Here is a 13,739-nt window from a genome sequence, read left to right as displayed (position 1 = left end):
GTCCGGGAGCCGTGCCCCCGGACGGGCTGGACGTCAGCGGCCCGCTTCCTTCGACACCAGGGCCACCGCCTCCTCGACGTCGTCCGTGACGTGGAAGAGGAGCAGGTCCTTCTCGGCGGCCTTGCCCTGGGCGACCAGGGTGTTCGTCAGCCAGTCGATCAGCCCACCCCAGTACTCCGTGCCGAACAGGACGATCGGGAAGCGGGTGACCTTCTGGGTCTGGACGAGGGTGAGGGCTTCGAAGAGCTCGTCCAGCGTGCCGAGTCCGCCGGGCAGGACCACGAAGCCCTGCGCGTACTTCACGAACATCATCTTCCGCACGAAGAAGTAACGGAAGTTCAGGCCGATGTCGACGTACGGGTTGAGCCCCTGCTCGAAGGGCAGCTCGATGCCGAGGCCCACGGAGATGCCGCCCGCCTCGCTCGCGCCCTTGTTGGCCGCCTCCATCGCGCCCGGACCGCCGCCCGTGATCACGGCCCACCCGGCGTCGACGAGGGCGCCGCCCAGCCGTACTCCGAACTCGTACTCCGGCGACCCCACCGGCGTCCGGGCGGACCCGAACACGCTGATCGCCGGGGGGAGTTCGGCGAGGGTGCCGAAGCCCTCGATGAACTCCGACTGGATGCGCAGGACCCGCCACGGGTCGGTGTGCACCCAGTCCGAGGGGGCCCGTTCGTCCAGCAGCCGCTGGTCCGTCGTGCTCGCCTGCACCTGGTCCCGCCTGCGGAGGACCGGTCCCAGGCGCTGTTCGTCCGGTGGCTGCTTCCTGCCCTCGGGGTTCCCTGTAGCCATGGTGAGCTCCCTCCGCTTGCGTCCGTTCCACCTCAGCGTAGATCCACGCGGGTTACGGACGCGGGACGTCGGCGTGTCCGCCGTGCAGCGGCGACGCGCCGGACCCGCCCTCAGGCCGTCAGCCAGGCCCGCAGCCGCTCCTCGCCCGCCAGGATCTTGGCCGTGTCGACGCGTTCGTCCCGCTTGTGCGCCAAGTGCGGGTTGCCCGGGCCGTAGTTGACGGCGGGCACGCCGAGGGAGGAGAAGCGGCTCACGTCCGTCCAGCCGTACTTGGGCAGCGGGGTGCCGCCCACGGCCTCGATGAAGGCCGCGGCGGCCGGGTGGGAGAGGCCGGGCAGCGCGGCGGCGCTGTGGTCGTCGACGGTGAACTCCGCCACCCCGCAGTCGGCGAAGACCTCGCGGACGTGGGCGATCGCCTCGTCCTCGCTGCGGTCTGGCGCGTAGCGGAAGTTGACGGTGACGACGCACTCGTCGGGGATCACGTTGCCGGCCACCCCGCCCGTGACGCCGACCGCGTTGAGGCCCTCGCGGTACTCCAGTCCGTCGATGACGGGCCGGCGCGGTTCGTAGGCGGCCAGTCGGGCCAGGATCGGGGCGGCCGCGTGGATCGCGTTGGAGCCCATCCAGCCACGCGCCGAGTGGGCCCGTTCGCCCTGTGTCCTCAGCAGCACCCGCAGGGTGCCCTGGCAGCCGCCCTCGACCTGGCCGTCTGAGGGTTCGAGCAGCACGGCGAAGTCGCCGGCCAGCCAGTCCGGGCGGGCCTCGGCGACGTGCTTGAGGCCGTTCAGCTCGGCGGCGACCTCCTCGTTGTCGTAGAAGACGAACGTCAGGTCGCGGTTGGGGGCCGGGACCGTCGCCGCGATGCGCAACTGGACCGCCACCCCCGACTTCATGTCGCAGGTCCCGCAACCCCAGAGCACCCCGTCCTCGTCCAGCCGTGACGGCACGTTGTCGGCGATCGGCACCGTGTCGATGTGGCCCGCGAGGACCACGCGCTGCGCGTGACCGAGGTGCGTGCGGGCGACGACGTTGTTGCCGAGCCGGTCCACCGTCAGGTGCGGCAGCGCGCGCAGGGCGATCTCGATCGCGTCCGCGAGCGGCTTCTCGGCGCCGCTCTCCGAACGGAAGTCGACGAGCCTCGCGGTCAGCGCGGCGGCGTCCAGAGTGAGGTCAAGAGGGGTGTCGGCCATGCCGTCGACCCTAACGCGCCGGTCCGCCGCCCTGCTCTTCCCCACCTCTGCACATCCGCCTCCTCCTTTTCACTACTCTCCAGTACCTTGGACGCGTGCCGAAGCAGTCACCCTCCTCCAAGCGTCGCGGCCGCCTGTTCCGTTTCGGGGCGGCCTGCGTGGTCCTGTCCGCCGTCGCGGGTTACGTCGTGGTGCAGTACGTCGCCGGCGGCACCGGCGACCCGGGCTGCAGAGTCGTTTCCGCGGACGGGACGGCGGCGTACGAGTTCACGCCGGAGCAGGCGGTGAACGCCGCCACGATCGCCGCGGTCGGCACCGACCGCGCCCTGCCCGAGCGGGCCGTGGCCATCGCGCTCGCGACCGCCATCCAGGAGTCCGCGCTGCGCAACCTCGCTCACGGCGACCGGGATTCGCTCGGCCTGTTCCAGCAGCGGCCCTCGCAGGGCTGGGGCACCGAGAAGCAGGTCACCGACCCCGCCTATGCGGCGGACATCTTCTACCGGCACCTGGAGAAGGTGCGGGACTACACCGAGCTGCCGCTCACCGTCGCCGCCCAGCGGGTGCAGCGCAGCGGCTACCCGGAGGCGTACGCCAAGCACGAGGGGGACGCCGTGCTGCTGGCCGCCGCGCTCACCGGGGCCTCGCAGGCGACGCTGACCTGCGACGGCCGCTCGGTCGCCGGCACGGCGACGGCCACGCCGGCGACCACCGGGCCGGCGGCGGTCCGGGCCGCGCTGCGACGGGACTTCGGGCGGGCCGAGCGTCTGCGGACGGACGGGAAGGGCGCCTCGTCGTCCAGGTCGTCCTCGTCGTCGTCCTCTTCGTCGTCCCGGTCCGCCGATGTGCCGGCCGTGGAGAGCGGGGAGCGGACCGTGATGCTCCCGGTGTCGAAGGACACCGCCGCCGACGGGCGCAGCGCCGGCGAGCGCGGCTGGCAGCTGGCGCACTGGGCGGTGGCCAACGCCTCGGCGCTGCGTATCGAGCGGGTCTCGTACGCGGGCCGGGAGTGGGTCTCGGGGACCTCCGACATGCGGTGGCGGACGACCGGTTCGACCAGCGCGGAGGGCGCCGGAGCCGCGGCGGCGGCCGGCGGCGGCGACGTGCGGATCGTCACCGCTCAGTAGTACGGGGCGTCACCCGGCCGGGTCATGTGGCCACCCCCCGTTCGGCGGGGTGCTCAGGTTTTCGCGCCGTCACCCCTGCGCGTACGGAATCCCTTGCGGACAAAGGGGTGCGAGGAGCGGCGCACTTTCACCCGGGGCGGTTTTTGCCCGTTTTTATACGCAGCCGATAATGCGACGCATTGCCAACTCTTTACGTCGGCGGTGCGCAACCTTCGTGGATCTCGAGCGGTAGTCACTGCGTCCGGGCCCGGACAGTCCTTGTTTCACTCCCGTCGAAGGAGCAACATGTCTCTCCCCCTGACCCGCCGGATCGCCCGTGCCGCGCTGCTCGTCGCTGCGGGAGCGGCCGCCGGAGTCGGTGCGGCCGGCTCCGCCAGCGCGGCCCCCGCTCTTCCCGCCACCCCGAACCTCGGCGGACTGAGCGCCCTGGACACGGCGAACGTCGGCAGCACGCTCGACGGCGCGACCCACCACGTCACCGGACTCGCGGACAAGGCCGGCGGCAAGACCGTGCAGAAGGCGGCGCCGGTGGCGCAGAAGACGGCCGGTGAGGCGGCGGGCTCCGCCGGCGGCCTGCTCGGGGACACCGCGTCGACCGCCACCAAGGGCGGACTGCCGACGGACTCCCTCACCAAGGGCGGGCTGCCCGGCGCGCAGACCCTGCCGGTGAAGAGCCTGCCGATCGGCTGACACCGGCCGCCGCCGGTCCGGCCGCTCGAGGCCGGCCACCGGGCCCGCACTCGGGCTCGGCCGCGCGGGCCGACGACGGGGTCCTGGGAGCCTGCTCCCCGGGCCCCGTCGCGCTGTGCGCGCCCGCCGGGCGCGTCGGCGCGGCGACGGCCGCGGGGGCGCCGCGGGGCGCCGCTACAGGCGCTCCACCGCCGCGCGCACGCGTTCGTCGCTCGCCGTCAGCGCCACGCGGACGAACTTCTCGCCGGCCTCACCGTAGAAGTCGCCCGGGGCCACCAGGATGCCCCGGTCCGCCAGATGGGCGACCGTGCTCCAGCAGGACTCGTCGCGGGTGGCCCAGAGGTAGAGGCTGGCCTCGCTGTGCTCGATGCGGAAGCCGTGCGACACCAGCGCCTCACGCAGCAGGGCGCGCCGGGCGGCGTAACGTCCGCGCTGCTCACGGACGTGGGCGTCGTCGCCGAGAGCGGCCACGACGGCCGCCTGGGTGGGCGCCGAGGTCATCATGCCGCCGTGCTTGCGGATCTCCAGAAGGGGGCCGAGGACGGCCGGGTCGCCCGCCAGGAAGGCCGCCCGGTACCCGGCCAGGTTCGACCGCTTGGAGAGCGAGTGGACCGAGACGATGCCCTCGTACGAGCCGCCGTTGACGTCCGGGTGGAGGACGGAGACCGGGTCGGCCTCCCAGCCCAGCTCCAGGTAGCACTCGTCGGAGAAGACCAGCACCCCGTGCTGCCGCGCCCAGGCCACCACACGGGTGAGCTCGGCCTTGGACAGCACCCGGCCGGTGGGGTTGGACGGGGAGTTGAGCCAGAGCAGTCTGAGGTTCGCGGGGTCGAGCTCCGTCGGGTCGTCGTAGACCTCGTGCTGCGCGCGGGCCAGGCGCGCGCCCACCTCGTACGTCGGGTAGGCCAGCCGCGGGTACGCCACCTTGTCGCCGGGGCCGAGGCCGAGCTGGGTCGGCAGCCAGGCCACGAGCTCCTTGGAGCCGACGATCGGCAGGACGTGCCGGTGGGTGACGGCGCGGGCGCCCAGGCGGCGCTCCAGCCAGCCGGTGATCGCGTCGCGCAGGGCCGGGGTGCCCCACACCGTCGGATAGCCCGGGGAGTCAGCCGCCTCGATCAGGGCCTTCTGGACCAGGTCGGGGACCGGGTCGACCGGGGTGCCGACCGAGAGGTCGACGATGCCGTCCGGGTGGGCCGCGGCCGTCTTCTTGTACGGCTCCAGCTTGTCCCAGGGGAAGGCGGGAAGGCGGTCGGAGAGAGCGGAGGACACGGTGACTGACTCACTTTCGTACGTACGGCAAACGCCTCGGCCCCGTACGGCGATCAGACCTGATCAGGCCGTACGGGACCGAGGCGATGGGGTCCCCCCGGTCCGAACTCGTCCGGGATCCGGGGAGGGTGCGGCCCGCCGCGGTTTACTCGGCCTGCGGGGGCAGCGCGGCGACGAAGGGGTGGTCGCGCTCGATCAGCCCCAGCTTGCTGGCGCCGCCGGGCGAGCCGAGCTCGTCGAAGAACTCGACGTTCGCCTTGTAGTAGTCCTTCCACTCCTCCGGAGTGTCGTCCTCGTAGAAGATCGCCTCGACCGGGCAGACCGGCTCACAGGCGCCGCAGTCGACGCATTCGTCCGGGTGGATGTACAAGGACCGCTGGCCCTCGTAGATGCAGTCGACCGGGCACTCTTCGATGCACGCCTTGTCCTTCACGTCGACACAAGGCTGCGCGATGACGTAGGTCACGCTGTCGTTCCTCCTCGATAGGGCGCTGGCGGGCCTCCTCAGGCTCCGCCGCCTGGCGCGCGGGAGCGCGGCGTCGTCGATGCCCGCCACCTAGTATCTCCGTTCTTGGGCATGATCCGAACAGGAGGGGTGAACCGACCTGTGGAAATCTCGGCCGCCGGACGTCTCGAGGTCCGCATTACCGCTGCTGACGTGGGAAAACGCGTCTCCGTGCGGTGCTTGACCGACGCTGGAGCCGCCGACGCGAAATTCACCGACACGGTCGGGGTTCTCACATCATGGGACGACGGTGTGCTCGCGATCACACGGAAGAGTGGGGAAAGCGTCCGTATTGACGCGTCTTCGATGGTCGCGGGGAAGATCGTGCCCGCCGCCCCGGCCCGCCGTCGGGGGCCGGCCGCCGGCTACCGCGAGCTGGCCGGCGTCGCCGCGCGGGCCTGGCGGCCGGTGGAGAGCGCACGGCTCGGAGCGTGGGAGCTGCGGGCGGCCGCCGGGTTCACCCGCCGGGCCAACTCGGTGCTGCCGCTCGGCGACCCCGGCATGCCCCTCGACGCCGCCCTGGACGCCGTACGGGCCTGGTACGGCGCACGCGGGCTGCCCGCCTACGTGCAGACGGCGACGGGCGCCGAGGGGACCGAGGAGCTGCTCTGCGCGGAGCTGGAGCGGCGCGGGTGGGTGCGTGAGGTGACCGCGGAGCTGTGGATCGGGGCGCTGGCGCCGGTCGCCGACCGGGCGGAGGCCGGGGGTGTGGTCCTGGCCCGGGAGGCCGACGAGGCGTGGCTGGCGCGGTACGGGCGCAAAGGGGTGAGCGAGGTGGCTCTGCGGGTGCTGGCGGGGGCGTCCTCGGGCGAAGCCGGGGGCGGGGAAGGACCGTCGGTGTGGTTCGCGTCGGTGCCCGCGCCGGAGGGCGGAGCACCGGCCGCCGTCGGGCGGTGCGTCGTGGACGGGCGCTGGGCCGGCTTCGCCGCCGTGGAGGTGGCTCCGGCGCACCGCCGCCGGGGGCTCGCGACGACGGTGATGGCCGCACTGGCCGCCAGGGCGCTGGACGAGGGCGCCTCGGCGGCCTGGCTCCAGGTGGAGGAGGGCAACGCGGGGGCCCGGGCGCTCTACGCCGGGATGGGTTTCGCGGCCCACCACGCGTACCACCACTACCGGGAGCCGGCCGGGGAGGCGTCGCACGGCCGGACGCCGGGGGCGTCGTGAGCGGGTTCGAGTGGGCGCAGGTGCGGGAGCGGTTCGCGGCCGAGGCGCGGGCCGAGCGGCCCGATCTGGCGCTGCTGTGCCTGCTGATCGGAGCGGCGGCGGACCCGGCCGCGGGCGAGGACGGTCTGGACGCCGGTCAGATCGAGCTGGACCGGCTGGCGGGGCAGGTCCCCTTCCGGCCCGGCGGGCCGGCGGCGTGGGCGGAGGCGCTGCGGGAGCTGCTCGGCGAGCGGTGCGGGTTCCGCGGTTCCGCGGCGGACTACGACCGGCTGGACTCGTCGCTGCTGGACCGGGTGCTGGCGCGGCGGCGCGGACTGCCGATCCTGCTGTCCGTGGTGTGGGTGGAGGTGGCGCGGCGGGCCGGGGCGCCGGTGTACGGCGTGGCGCTGCCGGGACACTTCGTCGCCGGCTTCGGACCGCCCGAGGACGTCGGGCGGCAGGTGCTCGTCGACCCCTTCGACGGGGGACGGCTGCTGACCGGCGAGGACGCCGACCTGCTGGTCACCGGTGCGACGGGCGCGCCGCTGGAGCCGTCGATGCTGACGCCCGCGCAGCCGATGGACGTCGTGATGCGGATCCTGAACAACATCCGCTCGTGGGCCGCGGCCCGGCCCGAGCGGTCGGACGTCGCCCTGTGGGCCGTGGAGCTGGCGCTTGCCGTGCCGTCGCATCCGGCCCGGCTGCGGTACGAGCGCGGGCAGTTGCTGGTGCGTCGGGGGGACTTCCTCGGCGGGGCCGCCGAGCTGGAGGAGTACGCGGGGCTGGTGGAGGTCGTGGACGAGGGCACGGCGGAGCGGGTGCGCGGCGAGGCGTTCGCCGCCCGGGCCCTGCTGAACTGAGCGGCCGGACGGCGGCCGCCGTCCGTGCGCGCGCGTTCGTCGGCGCGTTCGTGCGTCCGGCGCGTTCGTGCGTTGGTCCGCTCGTTACAGCCAGCCCTTGTCCCGGGCGATCCGCACCGCCTCCGCGCGGTTGCGCACCGCCAGTTTCTGTATCGCCGTCGACAGGTAGTTGCGGACCGTTCCCTGGGAGAGGTGCAGGGCCGCCGCCAGTTCGGCGTTGGTGGAGCCGTCGGCCGCCGCCCGCAGGACCTCTCGTTCCCGGTCGGTGAGCGGGTTGGCGCCGCCCGCCAGGGCCGCCGCCGCCAGCGTGGGGTCGATGACCCGCTCGCCCGCCAGCACCCTGCGCACCGCTTCGGCGAGTTGCGCCGCGGGCGCGTCCTTCACGAGGAAGGCGTCGGCGCCGGCCTCCATGGCGCTGCGCAGATAGCCGGGGCGGCCGAAGGTCGTCAGCACGACCAGCTTCAACCCGGGCAACTCCGCGTGGAGTTGCGCGGCCGCCTCGATGCCCGTCGCACCCGGCATCTCGATGTCGAGGAGGGCGACGTCGACGTCGTGGGCGCGGGCGGCGGCGAGGACCTCGTCGCCGCGCGCCACCTGGGCCACCACCTCGATGTCGTCCTCGAGGCCGAGCAGGGCCGCCAGGGCCTCGCGGACCATCGACTGGTCCTCCGCCAGCAGAACCTTGATCGTGCCACTCATGAGCGGGATCCTACGTCCGGCAGCTCGCCGGCCGGGACCCTGGCGACCAGGCGGAAGCCGCGCTTGAGGCGCTCCGTCTCCAGCACGCCGCCCGCCTTCTCCAGACGTTCCGTCAGGCCGGTCAGGCCGTTGCCCGGGCCCTTGCCCGAACCGCCCGACCCGTCGTCCTCCACGGAGAGTTCGAGGACGGGGCCGTCGAGGGTCTGGCGGCGCACGACGTCCACCATGCAGCGGCCGGCGCCGCTGTGCCGGACGACGTTGGTGATCGCCTCGCGCAGGGTCCAGGCGAGGGCGGACTCGCTGTCCTCGGGAACGCCGTCCAGGTCCGGTTCGGCGGGCAGGCCGGCGATGATGCCGGCCGCCGTCAGCGCGACCTGTGCTCCCGCGAGTTCGGCGGCCAGCCTCGGCCGCCGGTAGCCGGTGACGGCCTCACGGACGTCGACCAGGGCCTGCCGGCTGACCTGTTCGATGTCGGCGACCTGCCGGGCCGCCTTGTCGGGGTGGTCGGGGAGCATCCGGCCGGCCAGCTCGCTCTTCAGCGTGATGAGCGACAGCGAGTGTCCCAGCAGGTCGTGCAGGTCCCTGGCCAGACGCAACCGCTCCTCGTTCGCGGCCAGTTGGGCGACCGTCGCCCGCGCCTTGCGCAACTCGACCGTGGTGCGGACGAGTTGGCTCACGCCCGTCATCGCGAACCCGATGAGCAGGACCAGCAGGAGCAGGTTCAGGGCCTCCTCCTCGTCGGTGCGCAGGCCGACGAGGAGCAGCACGGCTCCCGTGCCGGGGATCGTCCAGAGCGCCAGCCGCATCGGCAGCACGCTTCCGCAGGCGACGGAGACGTAGCAGTACAGGCCGAGCCAGGCGGAGCCGAGGGTGAGGGAGAGGACGGTGGCCAGCACGGCCATGGAGCCGATGAGGGCCCCGACGGCCTTCGAGGGGTACGGCGTGTCCCCCATGTTCCGGAAGAGCAGCGCCAGGTAGAGCGCGACGAACACCGCGAGCCCGAACCAGCCGGCCACCGTGCCGGACGTGGTGTGCCGCCCCGAGACCAGGTCGTGCACGGGCGAGCTGAGGAAGACCAGCCAGACCCCGATCCAGAGCAGTTTGCGCCGCCACAGCTCCCGCCGGTTGCGGGCGGGCCGGCCCGGCAGGATGCGGTTGCCCTCCAGGTCCTCCCGGCTCTGCGGGTCGTCCGTCATGGCGCTCACGCCTTCAGGGTGTCCTTCCGGTACAGCCAGGCCGCGCCGCCCGTGAACAGGGCGAAGAAGACGGCCAGGATCACGATGTCCTCGGCATGCGGGGCCCGGCTCTGCTCGATCGACTGCCCCAGGGCAGCGTACGCGTGGGTGGGCACCCACCTGGCGATGTCCTGCAGCCACCCCGGGAAGGTCGTCGTGGGCATCCACAGGCCGCCGAGGATCGACAGGCCGAAGTAGGTGATCATCGTGATGGGGCGGACGGCGTCCCCGGTCGCGAGGTAGCCGATCGCCACGCCCAGGGCGGCGAAGACGAGGCTGCCGGCCCATATCGCGCCGGTGAGCGCGGCCCATTGCCAGGCGTCCAGCCGGACGTCCTTCACGACCGCCGCGACGGCGAAGACGACGACGATGGAGGGCAGGCTGACCACGGCGGCGCTCGCGGTCTTGGCGAGGACGTAGCCGCGGCCCGGGAGGGTCGTCAGCCGCAGCTGCCGCACCCAGCCGCTCTGCCGTTCCTTGGCGATGCGCTCGCTGTTGCCCATCAGGACGGCCGTGAGGGCGCCGAAGGAGGCCATCGAGACCATCATGTACGTCGGGAGCGTGAGGCCCGTGCCGTCGATCTTCTCCTTGCTGTCGGAGCTGCCCGCGATCAGCAGGAACAGCACGGAGGGGTAGATGACCGAGAAGAACAGGAACTTGCGGTTGCGCAGGGCGCGGGTGAGTTCCAGCTTGATCAGGCCGTTCACCGGGTCTTCGCCTCCTCGGCGGTGGTGAGGGCGACGAAGGCCTGTTCCAGGCCCAGCCCTGCGACTTCGAGGTTGTGCGGGTAGAGGCCGAGGCCGTAGACCGCGTGGACGGTGGCGTCGGCGTCGGCGGACTGGATGCGCACGGTCCGGCCGGACCCGGCGGCTGAGCCGCTGTGGGACACGGTCAGGGAGGTGAGGAACGGCAGGGCGCGCAGCGCGGCCTCGTCGATCTCGCCCTCCAGGTCGAAGGCGATGCGGCGGGCGCCGGCCTTCGCCTTGATCTCGGCCGCCGTGCCGTCGGCGAGCAGCCGGCCCCGGTGCAGGACCAGCACCCGGTCGGCGATGGCGTCGGCCTCTTCGAGGTAGTGGGTGGCGAACAGGACCGTGCGGCCCTGGTCCGCCTGTTCGCGCATGGTGGCCCAGAACGCCTGCCGGGTGGTGACGTCCATGCCGGTGGTGGGCTCGTCCAGGACGATGAGGTCGCTGTCGCCGGCGGTGGCGAGGGCGAACCGCACGCGCTGGGCCTGGCCGCCGGACAGCTTGTCGACCTTGCGGTCGGCGATCTGGGCGACGCCGGCGCGGGCCAGCACGTCGGCGGGCCGGTACGGCCTGGGGTGCAGCCGGCAGGCGAGGCCGACCAGTTCGGCGACCGTCACCTCGTCCATCAGGCCGCCGCTCTGCAGCATCGCGCCGACCCGGCCGGCGACGATCGCCTCGCGCGGGGTGGCGCCGAAGAGCCGGACGGCGCCGCTGTCGGGGTGCTTGAGGCCGAGCAGCAGGTCGAGGGAGGTGGACTTGCCGGCGCCGTTGGGGCCGAGGAGCGCCACGGTCTCCCCCGGCCGGAGGTCGAGCGTCAGGCCGTCCACGGCCCGCACGTCCCCGAAGCTCTTGGTGACCTGGTCGAACCCGACCACCGGTGCTGTCTGCGTCGTCATGACGTCCATGGTCGCCGCGACGGCCCCCGGCGCGGCAGTGTCGGACGTCCGGGGCGCCGCATGACAGATGTCATGCGGCGCCCCGTTCGCGTCCGCGTCAGCTGGGGTCGGTGTCGATGATCCCGACCCGGTTCGTCGTGCTGATCAGGGCCGGGCGCAGGGCGCTGATCACGTCCTCCACCGTGACCGGCGTCTTCTGGCCGGTGCCGCGGGTGATCAGCACGCCGTTGAACGCGCCGCCGTAGAGCTCCTTCAGCGCCGCCTTGTCGTAGCTCTCCACCAGCTTGCCGTCGATCGCCTTGACGCCGAGGAACTTCCACAGGGAGTTCTTCGGGCTCATCGGGACGGCGTGCGCCGCGTCGGTCTGCACGGTGACCTTGCCGGACATCGCCGGCTCGGCGAACTCCTTCATCATGCGGTCGACCTCGGCGTTCGAGATGGTCGGCTGCCTGGTGGTCGTCGGCACCGTGACCGCTGCGGCGGTGCCGGTCTCCACCTGGCTGCGGTAGGCGTCCACCACGGCCGACTCGGCCTTCGCCGCGTCGATGCCCTTGCCCGCCTTGCCGTAGACGGGGACGGCCTTGCCCGACGTGAACTTGATGGTGCCGTCCTGGGCCGAGCCGGAGCCGCCCGCGGCGTTCTTCAGGGCCGCCTGGAGCTTCTCCTCGTCCACCGGCATCACGGGCTCGACCTCGCGGTGCTGCCCGAACAGCGAGCCGATCACGGAGACCGGGTTGTAGTCGCTCGTGGCGGCGGCGTCGACGGTGGCCTGCATGTCGAACTGCAGACCCGCCTGGTCGGGCTTGAGGGCGACCGTGTCGCCGCCGACGGACAGCTTCAGCGTCTGCGCGGCCCGCTTGTCGAACGCGTCGTCGAGCTTCTTGACGGCGTCGTCACGGGTGCCGCCGCCGATGTCGACGCCGAGCACGGTGGTGCCCTTGGGCACGTCGGAGTGGTTCATCAGCAGGCCCGCGCCGTAGAGGCCGACGCCCGCGACCACCACCAGGCCGCCCAGCAGCGGGAGTTTGCCGCGGCCCTTCTTCTTTTGCTTCTTGCCGTCGCCGGCGGACGTGCTCTGCGCGCCCTTCCCCGGCCCCTTGGGCGGGGTGTGCGGCAGCGGCCCCTCGGCGGGCGCGCCGCCCGTGAAGGGGGCTCCGGGCGCTCCCTGGCCGCCGCCGGGCACGACGGGGATGCCGCTGGTGACGGTGTGCCCGGAGACGTTGTCGGCCGGACGGCCGCCGTAACCGCCCGCGCCCGGTCCGGGGGCGGGCTTCTGCGGGGTGAGGATCGCGGTGTCGTCGCTCAGGCCGCCGCCGGGGAGCCGGCCGGAGCCGGTGACGGCTCCGACGCCGGGGGCGGCGGAACGCGGTCCGCCGGGGCCGCCGGGACCGGTCGGCGCCCCGGGGACGCCGCCGTGCATCGGGGGCACGATCGGGCCGTCGCCGGTGACCGGGCCGCCGGTCGGGCCCGCGGGGCCGCCCTGGGGGCCGCCCCGGCCGTCGGGACCGCCCGGTCCTTCGGGGCCGTTGAAGTCGTAGGAGCCGCCGGGGCCGCCGGGCCCCGCCGGGAGGGCGCCCGGGCCGTCGGGCCTGCCGCCGACGCCGTTCACGCCGTTCGGCCCCGGCAGACCGTTCTGGCCGGTGCCGGAGAAGTACGGCAGGTCGTCACGGCGCGACTCGGCGCCGCCCGGCGCCTGCCCCTGCTGCTGCCCCGGGCCCGACGTGCGGCCCTGCCCCTGGCCCTGGCCCGTGCGCGGGCCGTTGCCGAGCGGACCGGCGGCCAGCGCCTCGGTCACGTCGAAGGAGCCCGTGCCGCCGCCGTGTCCCGGAGCCACCGGGCCGCCGGTCGCACCGGAGAACCCCGCGCCGTTGGTGCCGCCGGAGCGGGCGCCGCCCGGCACACTCATGGAGCCGACCACCCCGCCGGGACGCCCCGCGCCCGGCCGTGCGCCGCCCGGCGCGGCGGCCGCGGCACCGGTGTTCGGGCCTGCCGGGGCGGGGGCGTTCGCGGACGCTGCGGACCCGGCGGCCGAACCGCCCGGCAGCCCGGCTCCGTTGGTGCCGCCGCCGCCCTGACCGGGCTTGCCCGGCGCGGACTTGCGTGGCGCGAACCAGTCGCTCGGCTTCTCCCCGGTGCCGGACGCCGGATCGGCGGGCAGCTCGAACGAACCGGTGTCGGACGAGGTCGGGCCGGCGGCGCCTGCGGGGGCCGCCTGCTGCGCGTCGGCTCCGGTGTCGGCCCTGCCGCCCGGGCCGCTGTCGTCGCCCGCGCTCTCGGCGTCGGCGACGGGTTTGCGCACGACGACCGGCGGAATGGGCCGCGATCCCGGGATGTTGATGCGAATCCGGGTGGTCAGCGTGGTCTCGGTCTTGCGTTCCTCCGGCTGCGCGGCCGAACGGCCCGCGTCCGCACCGGCGTCGGACACCATGGGGGTGCCGTACGGAGGCGTACCCGAGGGGTATGCGGCTCCGCCGCGCCCGTTGGGCCCGGAGGACGGACTGTCAGTTTCACGACTCAAGGCAGGTTCTCCAGGTTGGCTCCGCCGCTCGCCACGACCTCACGGGCTGCTCGGCGGCGCGCACCACCATAC

Annotated in this window: 13 protein-coding genes; 4 read left to right on the top strand and 9 right to left on the bottom strand. The window is 73.7% G+C overall.

Features of this window, described 5'->3' with window-relative positions; genetic code table 11:
• Positions 1-33 precede the first annotated feature (33 nt).
• A complete protein-coding gene (locus ACH4ZA_RS02315) occupies positions 34-792 on the bottom strand; it encodes a TIGR00730 family Rossman fold protein (protein WP_319281115.1) in 759 nt (252 codons plus the stop codon).
• A gap of 110 nt (positions 793-902) precedes the next feature.
• Positions 903-1,982 (bottom strand): succinyl-diaminopimelate desuccinylase, encoded by a 1,080-nt coding sequence (dapE, locus tag ACH4ZA_RS02310; RefSeq protein WP_319281118.1) that lies wholly within the window; start codon positions 1,980-1,982, stop codon positions 903-905.
• 95 nt (positions 1,983-2,077) lie between these two features.
• Here dapE and ACH4ZA_RS02305 point away from each other — a divergent pair, with 95 nt between their 5' ends.
• A complete protein-coding gene (locus ACH4ZA_RS02305) occupies positions 2,078-3,106 on the top strand; it encodes a heavy metal transporter (protein WP_319281121.1) in 1,029 nt (342 codons plus the stop codon).
• A 285-nt stretch (positions 3,107-3,391) separates the two neighbouring features.
• Positions 3,392-3,796, top strand: coding sequence for an ATP-binding protein (locus ACH4ZA_RS02300; protein WP_319281124.1), 405 nt, complete (start codon positions 3,392-3,394; stop codon positions 3,794-3,796).
• 174 nt (positions 3,797-3,970) lie between these two features.
• Here the strand turns inward: ACH4ZA_RS02300 and ACH4ZA_RS02295 are convergent, their stop codons facing one another.
• On the bottom strand, positions 3,971-5,065 hold the full coding sequence (locus tag ACH4ZA_RS02295; protein ID WP_319281127.1) for a bifunctional succinyldiaminopimelate transaminase/glutamate-prephenate aminotransferase: 1,095 nt from the start codon (positions 5,063-5,065) through the stop codon (positions 3,971-3,973).
• Positions 5,066-5,210: 145 nt separating this feature from the next.
• A complete protein-coding gene (fdxA, locus tag ACH4ZA_RS02290) occupies positions 5,211-5,531 on the bottom strand; it encodes a ferredoxin (RefSeq protein WP_007495984.1) in 321 nt (106 codons plus the stop codon).
• Positions 5,532-5,672: 141 nt separating this feature from the next.
• Here fdxA and ACH4ZA_RS02285 point away from each other — a divergent pair, with 141 nt between their 5' ends.
• Together ACH4ZA_RS02285 and ACH4ZA_RS02280 are read left to right on the top strand one after the other, a co-directional pair.
• Positions 5,673-6,734, top strand: a complete 1,062-nt coding sequence (locus ACH4ZA_RS02285; RefSeq protein WP_398427829.1) for a GNAT family N-acetyltransferase — start codon at positions 5,673-5,675, stop codon at positions 6,732-6,734.
• Positions 6,731-7,573, top strand: coding sequence for a tetratricopeptide repeat protein (locus ACH4ZA_RS02280; RefSeq protein WP_398427632.1), 843 nt, complete (start codon positions 6,731-6,733; stop codon positions 7,571-7,573). Before ACH4ZA_RS02285 ends, ACH4ZA_RS02280 begins: the two co-directional genes overlap by 4 nt.
• Before the next feature lie 84 nt (positions 7,574-7,657).
• On the opposite strand, the gene ACH4ZA_RS02275 is transcribed toward ACH4ZA_RS02280, so the two are convergent.
• The 5 genes from ACH4ZA_RS02275 to ACH4ZA_RS02255 form a co-directional block, all read right to left on the bottom strand.
• Positions 7,658-8,272 carry a response regulator transcription factor gene (locus tag ACH4ZA_RS02275; protein WP_319281132.1) on the bottom strand — a complete coding sequence of 205 codons (615 nt, stop codon included), beginning with the start codon at positions 8,270-8,272 and terminating at the stop codon, positions 7,658-7,660.
• Positions 8,269-9,468 (bottom strand): sensor histidine kinase, encoded by a 1,200-nt coding sequence (locus ACH4ZA_RS02270; protein ID WP_398427827.1) that lies wholly within the window; start codon positions 9,466-9,468, stop codon positions 8,269-8,271. The genes ACH4ZA_RS02275 and ACH4ZA_RS02270 overlap by 4 nt, the downstream gene beginning before the upstream one ends.
• 5 nt (positions 9,469-9,473) lie before the next feature.
• A complete protein-coding gene (locus tag ACH4ZA_RS02265; protein ID WP_319281135.1) occupies positions 9,474-10,214 on the bottom strand; it encodes an ABC transporter permease in 741 nt (246 codons plus the stop codon).
• Positions 10,211-11,149 (bottom strand): ABC transporter ATP-binding protein, encoded by a 939-nt coding sequence (locus ACH4ZA_RS02260; protein ID WP_319281137.1) that lies wholly within the window; start codon positions 11,147-11,149, stop codon positions 10,211-10,213. The genes ACH4ZA_RS02265 and ACH4ZA_RS02260 overlap by 4 nt, the downstream gene beginning before the upstream one ends.
• 97 nt (positions 11,150-11,246) lie before the next feature.
• Positions 11,247-13,667 (bottom strand): hypothetical protein, encoded by a 2,421-nt coding sequence (locus ACH4ZA_RS02255; protein WP_398427630.1) that lies wholly within the window; start codon positions 13,665-13,667, stop codon positions 11,247-11,249.
• Positions 13,668-13,739 lie beyond the last annotated feature (72 nt).

The organism is Streptomyces sp. NPDC020597, assembly GCF_044335095.1.
Taxonomy (GTDB): Bacteria; Actinomycetota; Actinomycetes; order Streptomycetales; family Streptomycetaceae; genus Streptomyces.
This window is presented reverse-complemented; position numbering and strand designations above follow the sequence as displayed.

What these genes read in the sequence shown, in the direction of transcription:
- ACH4ZA_RS02260 (WP_319281137.1), bottom strand. Translation starts at nt 11,149, where the DNA reads ATGACGACGCAGACAGCACCGGTGGTCGGGTTCGACCAGGTCACCAAG.
- dapE (WP_319281118.1), bottom strand. Translation starts at nt 1,982, where the DNA reads ATGGCCGACACCCCTCTTGACCTCACTCTGGACGCCGCCGCGCTGACC.
- ACH4ZA_RS02300 (WP_319281124.1), top strand. Translation starts at nt 3,392, where the DNA reads ATGTCTCTCCCCCTGACCCGCCGGATCGCCCGTGCCGCGCTGCTCGTC.
- ACH4ZA_RS02270 (WP_398427827.1), bottom strand. Translation starts at nt 9,468, where the DNA reads ATGACGGACGACCCGCAGAGCCGGGAGGACCTGGAGGGCAACCGCATC.
- ACH4ZA_RS02315 (WP_319281115.1), bottom strand. Translation starts at nt 792, where the DNA reads ATGGCTACAGGGAACCCCGAGGGCAGGAAGCAGCCACCGGACGAACAG.
- ACH4ZA_RS02275 (WP_319281132.1), bottom strand. Translation starts at nt 8,272, where the DNA reads ATGAGTGGCACGATCAAGGTTCTGCTGGCGGAGGACCAGTCGATGGTC.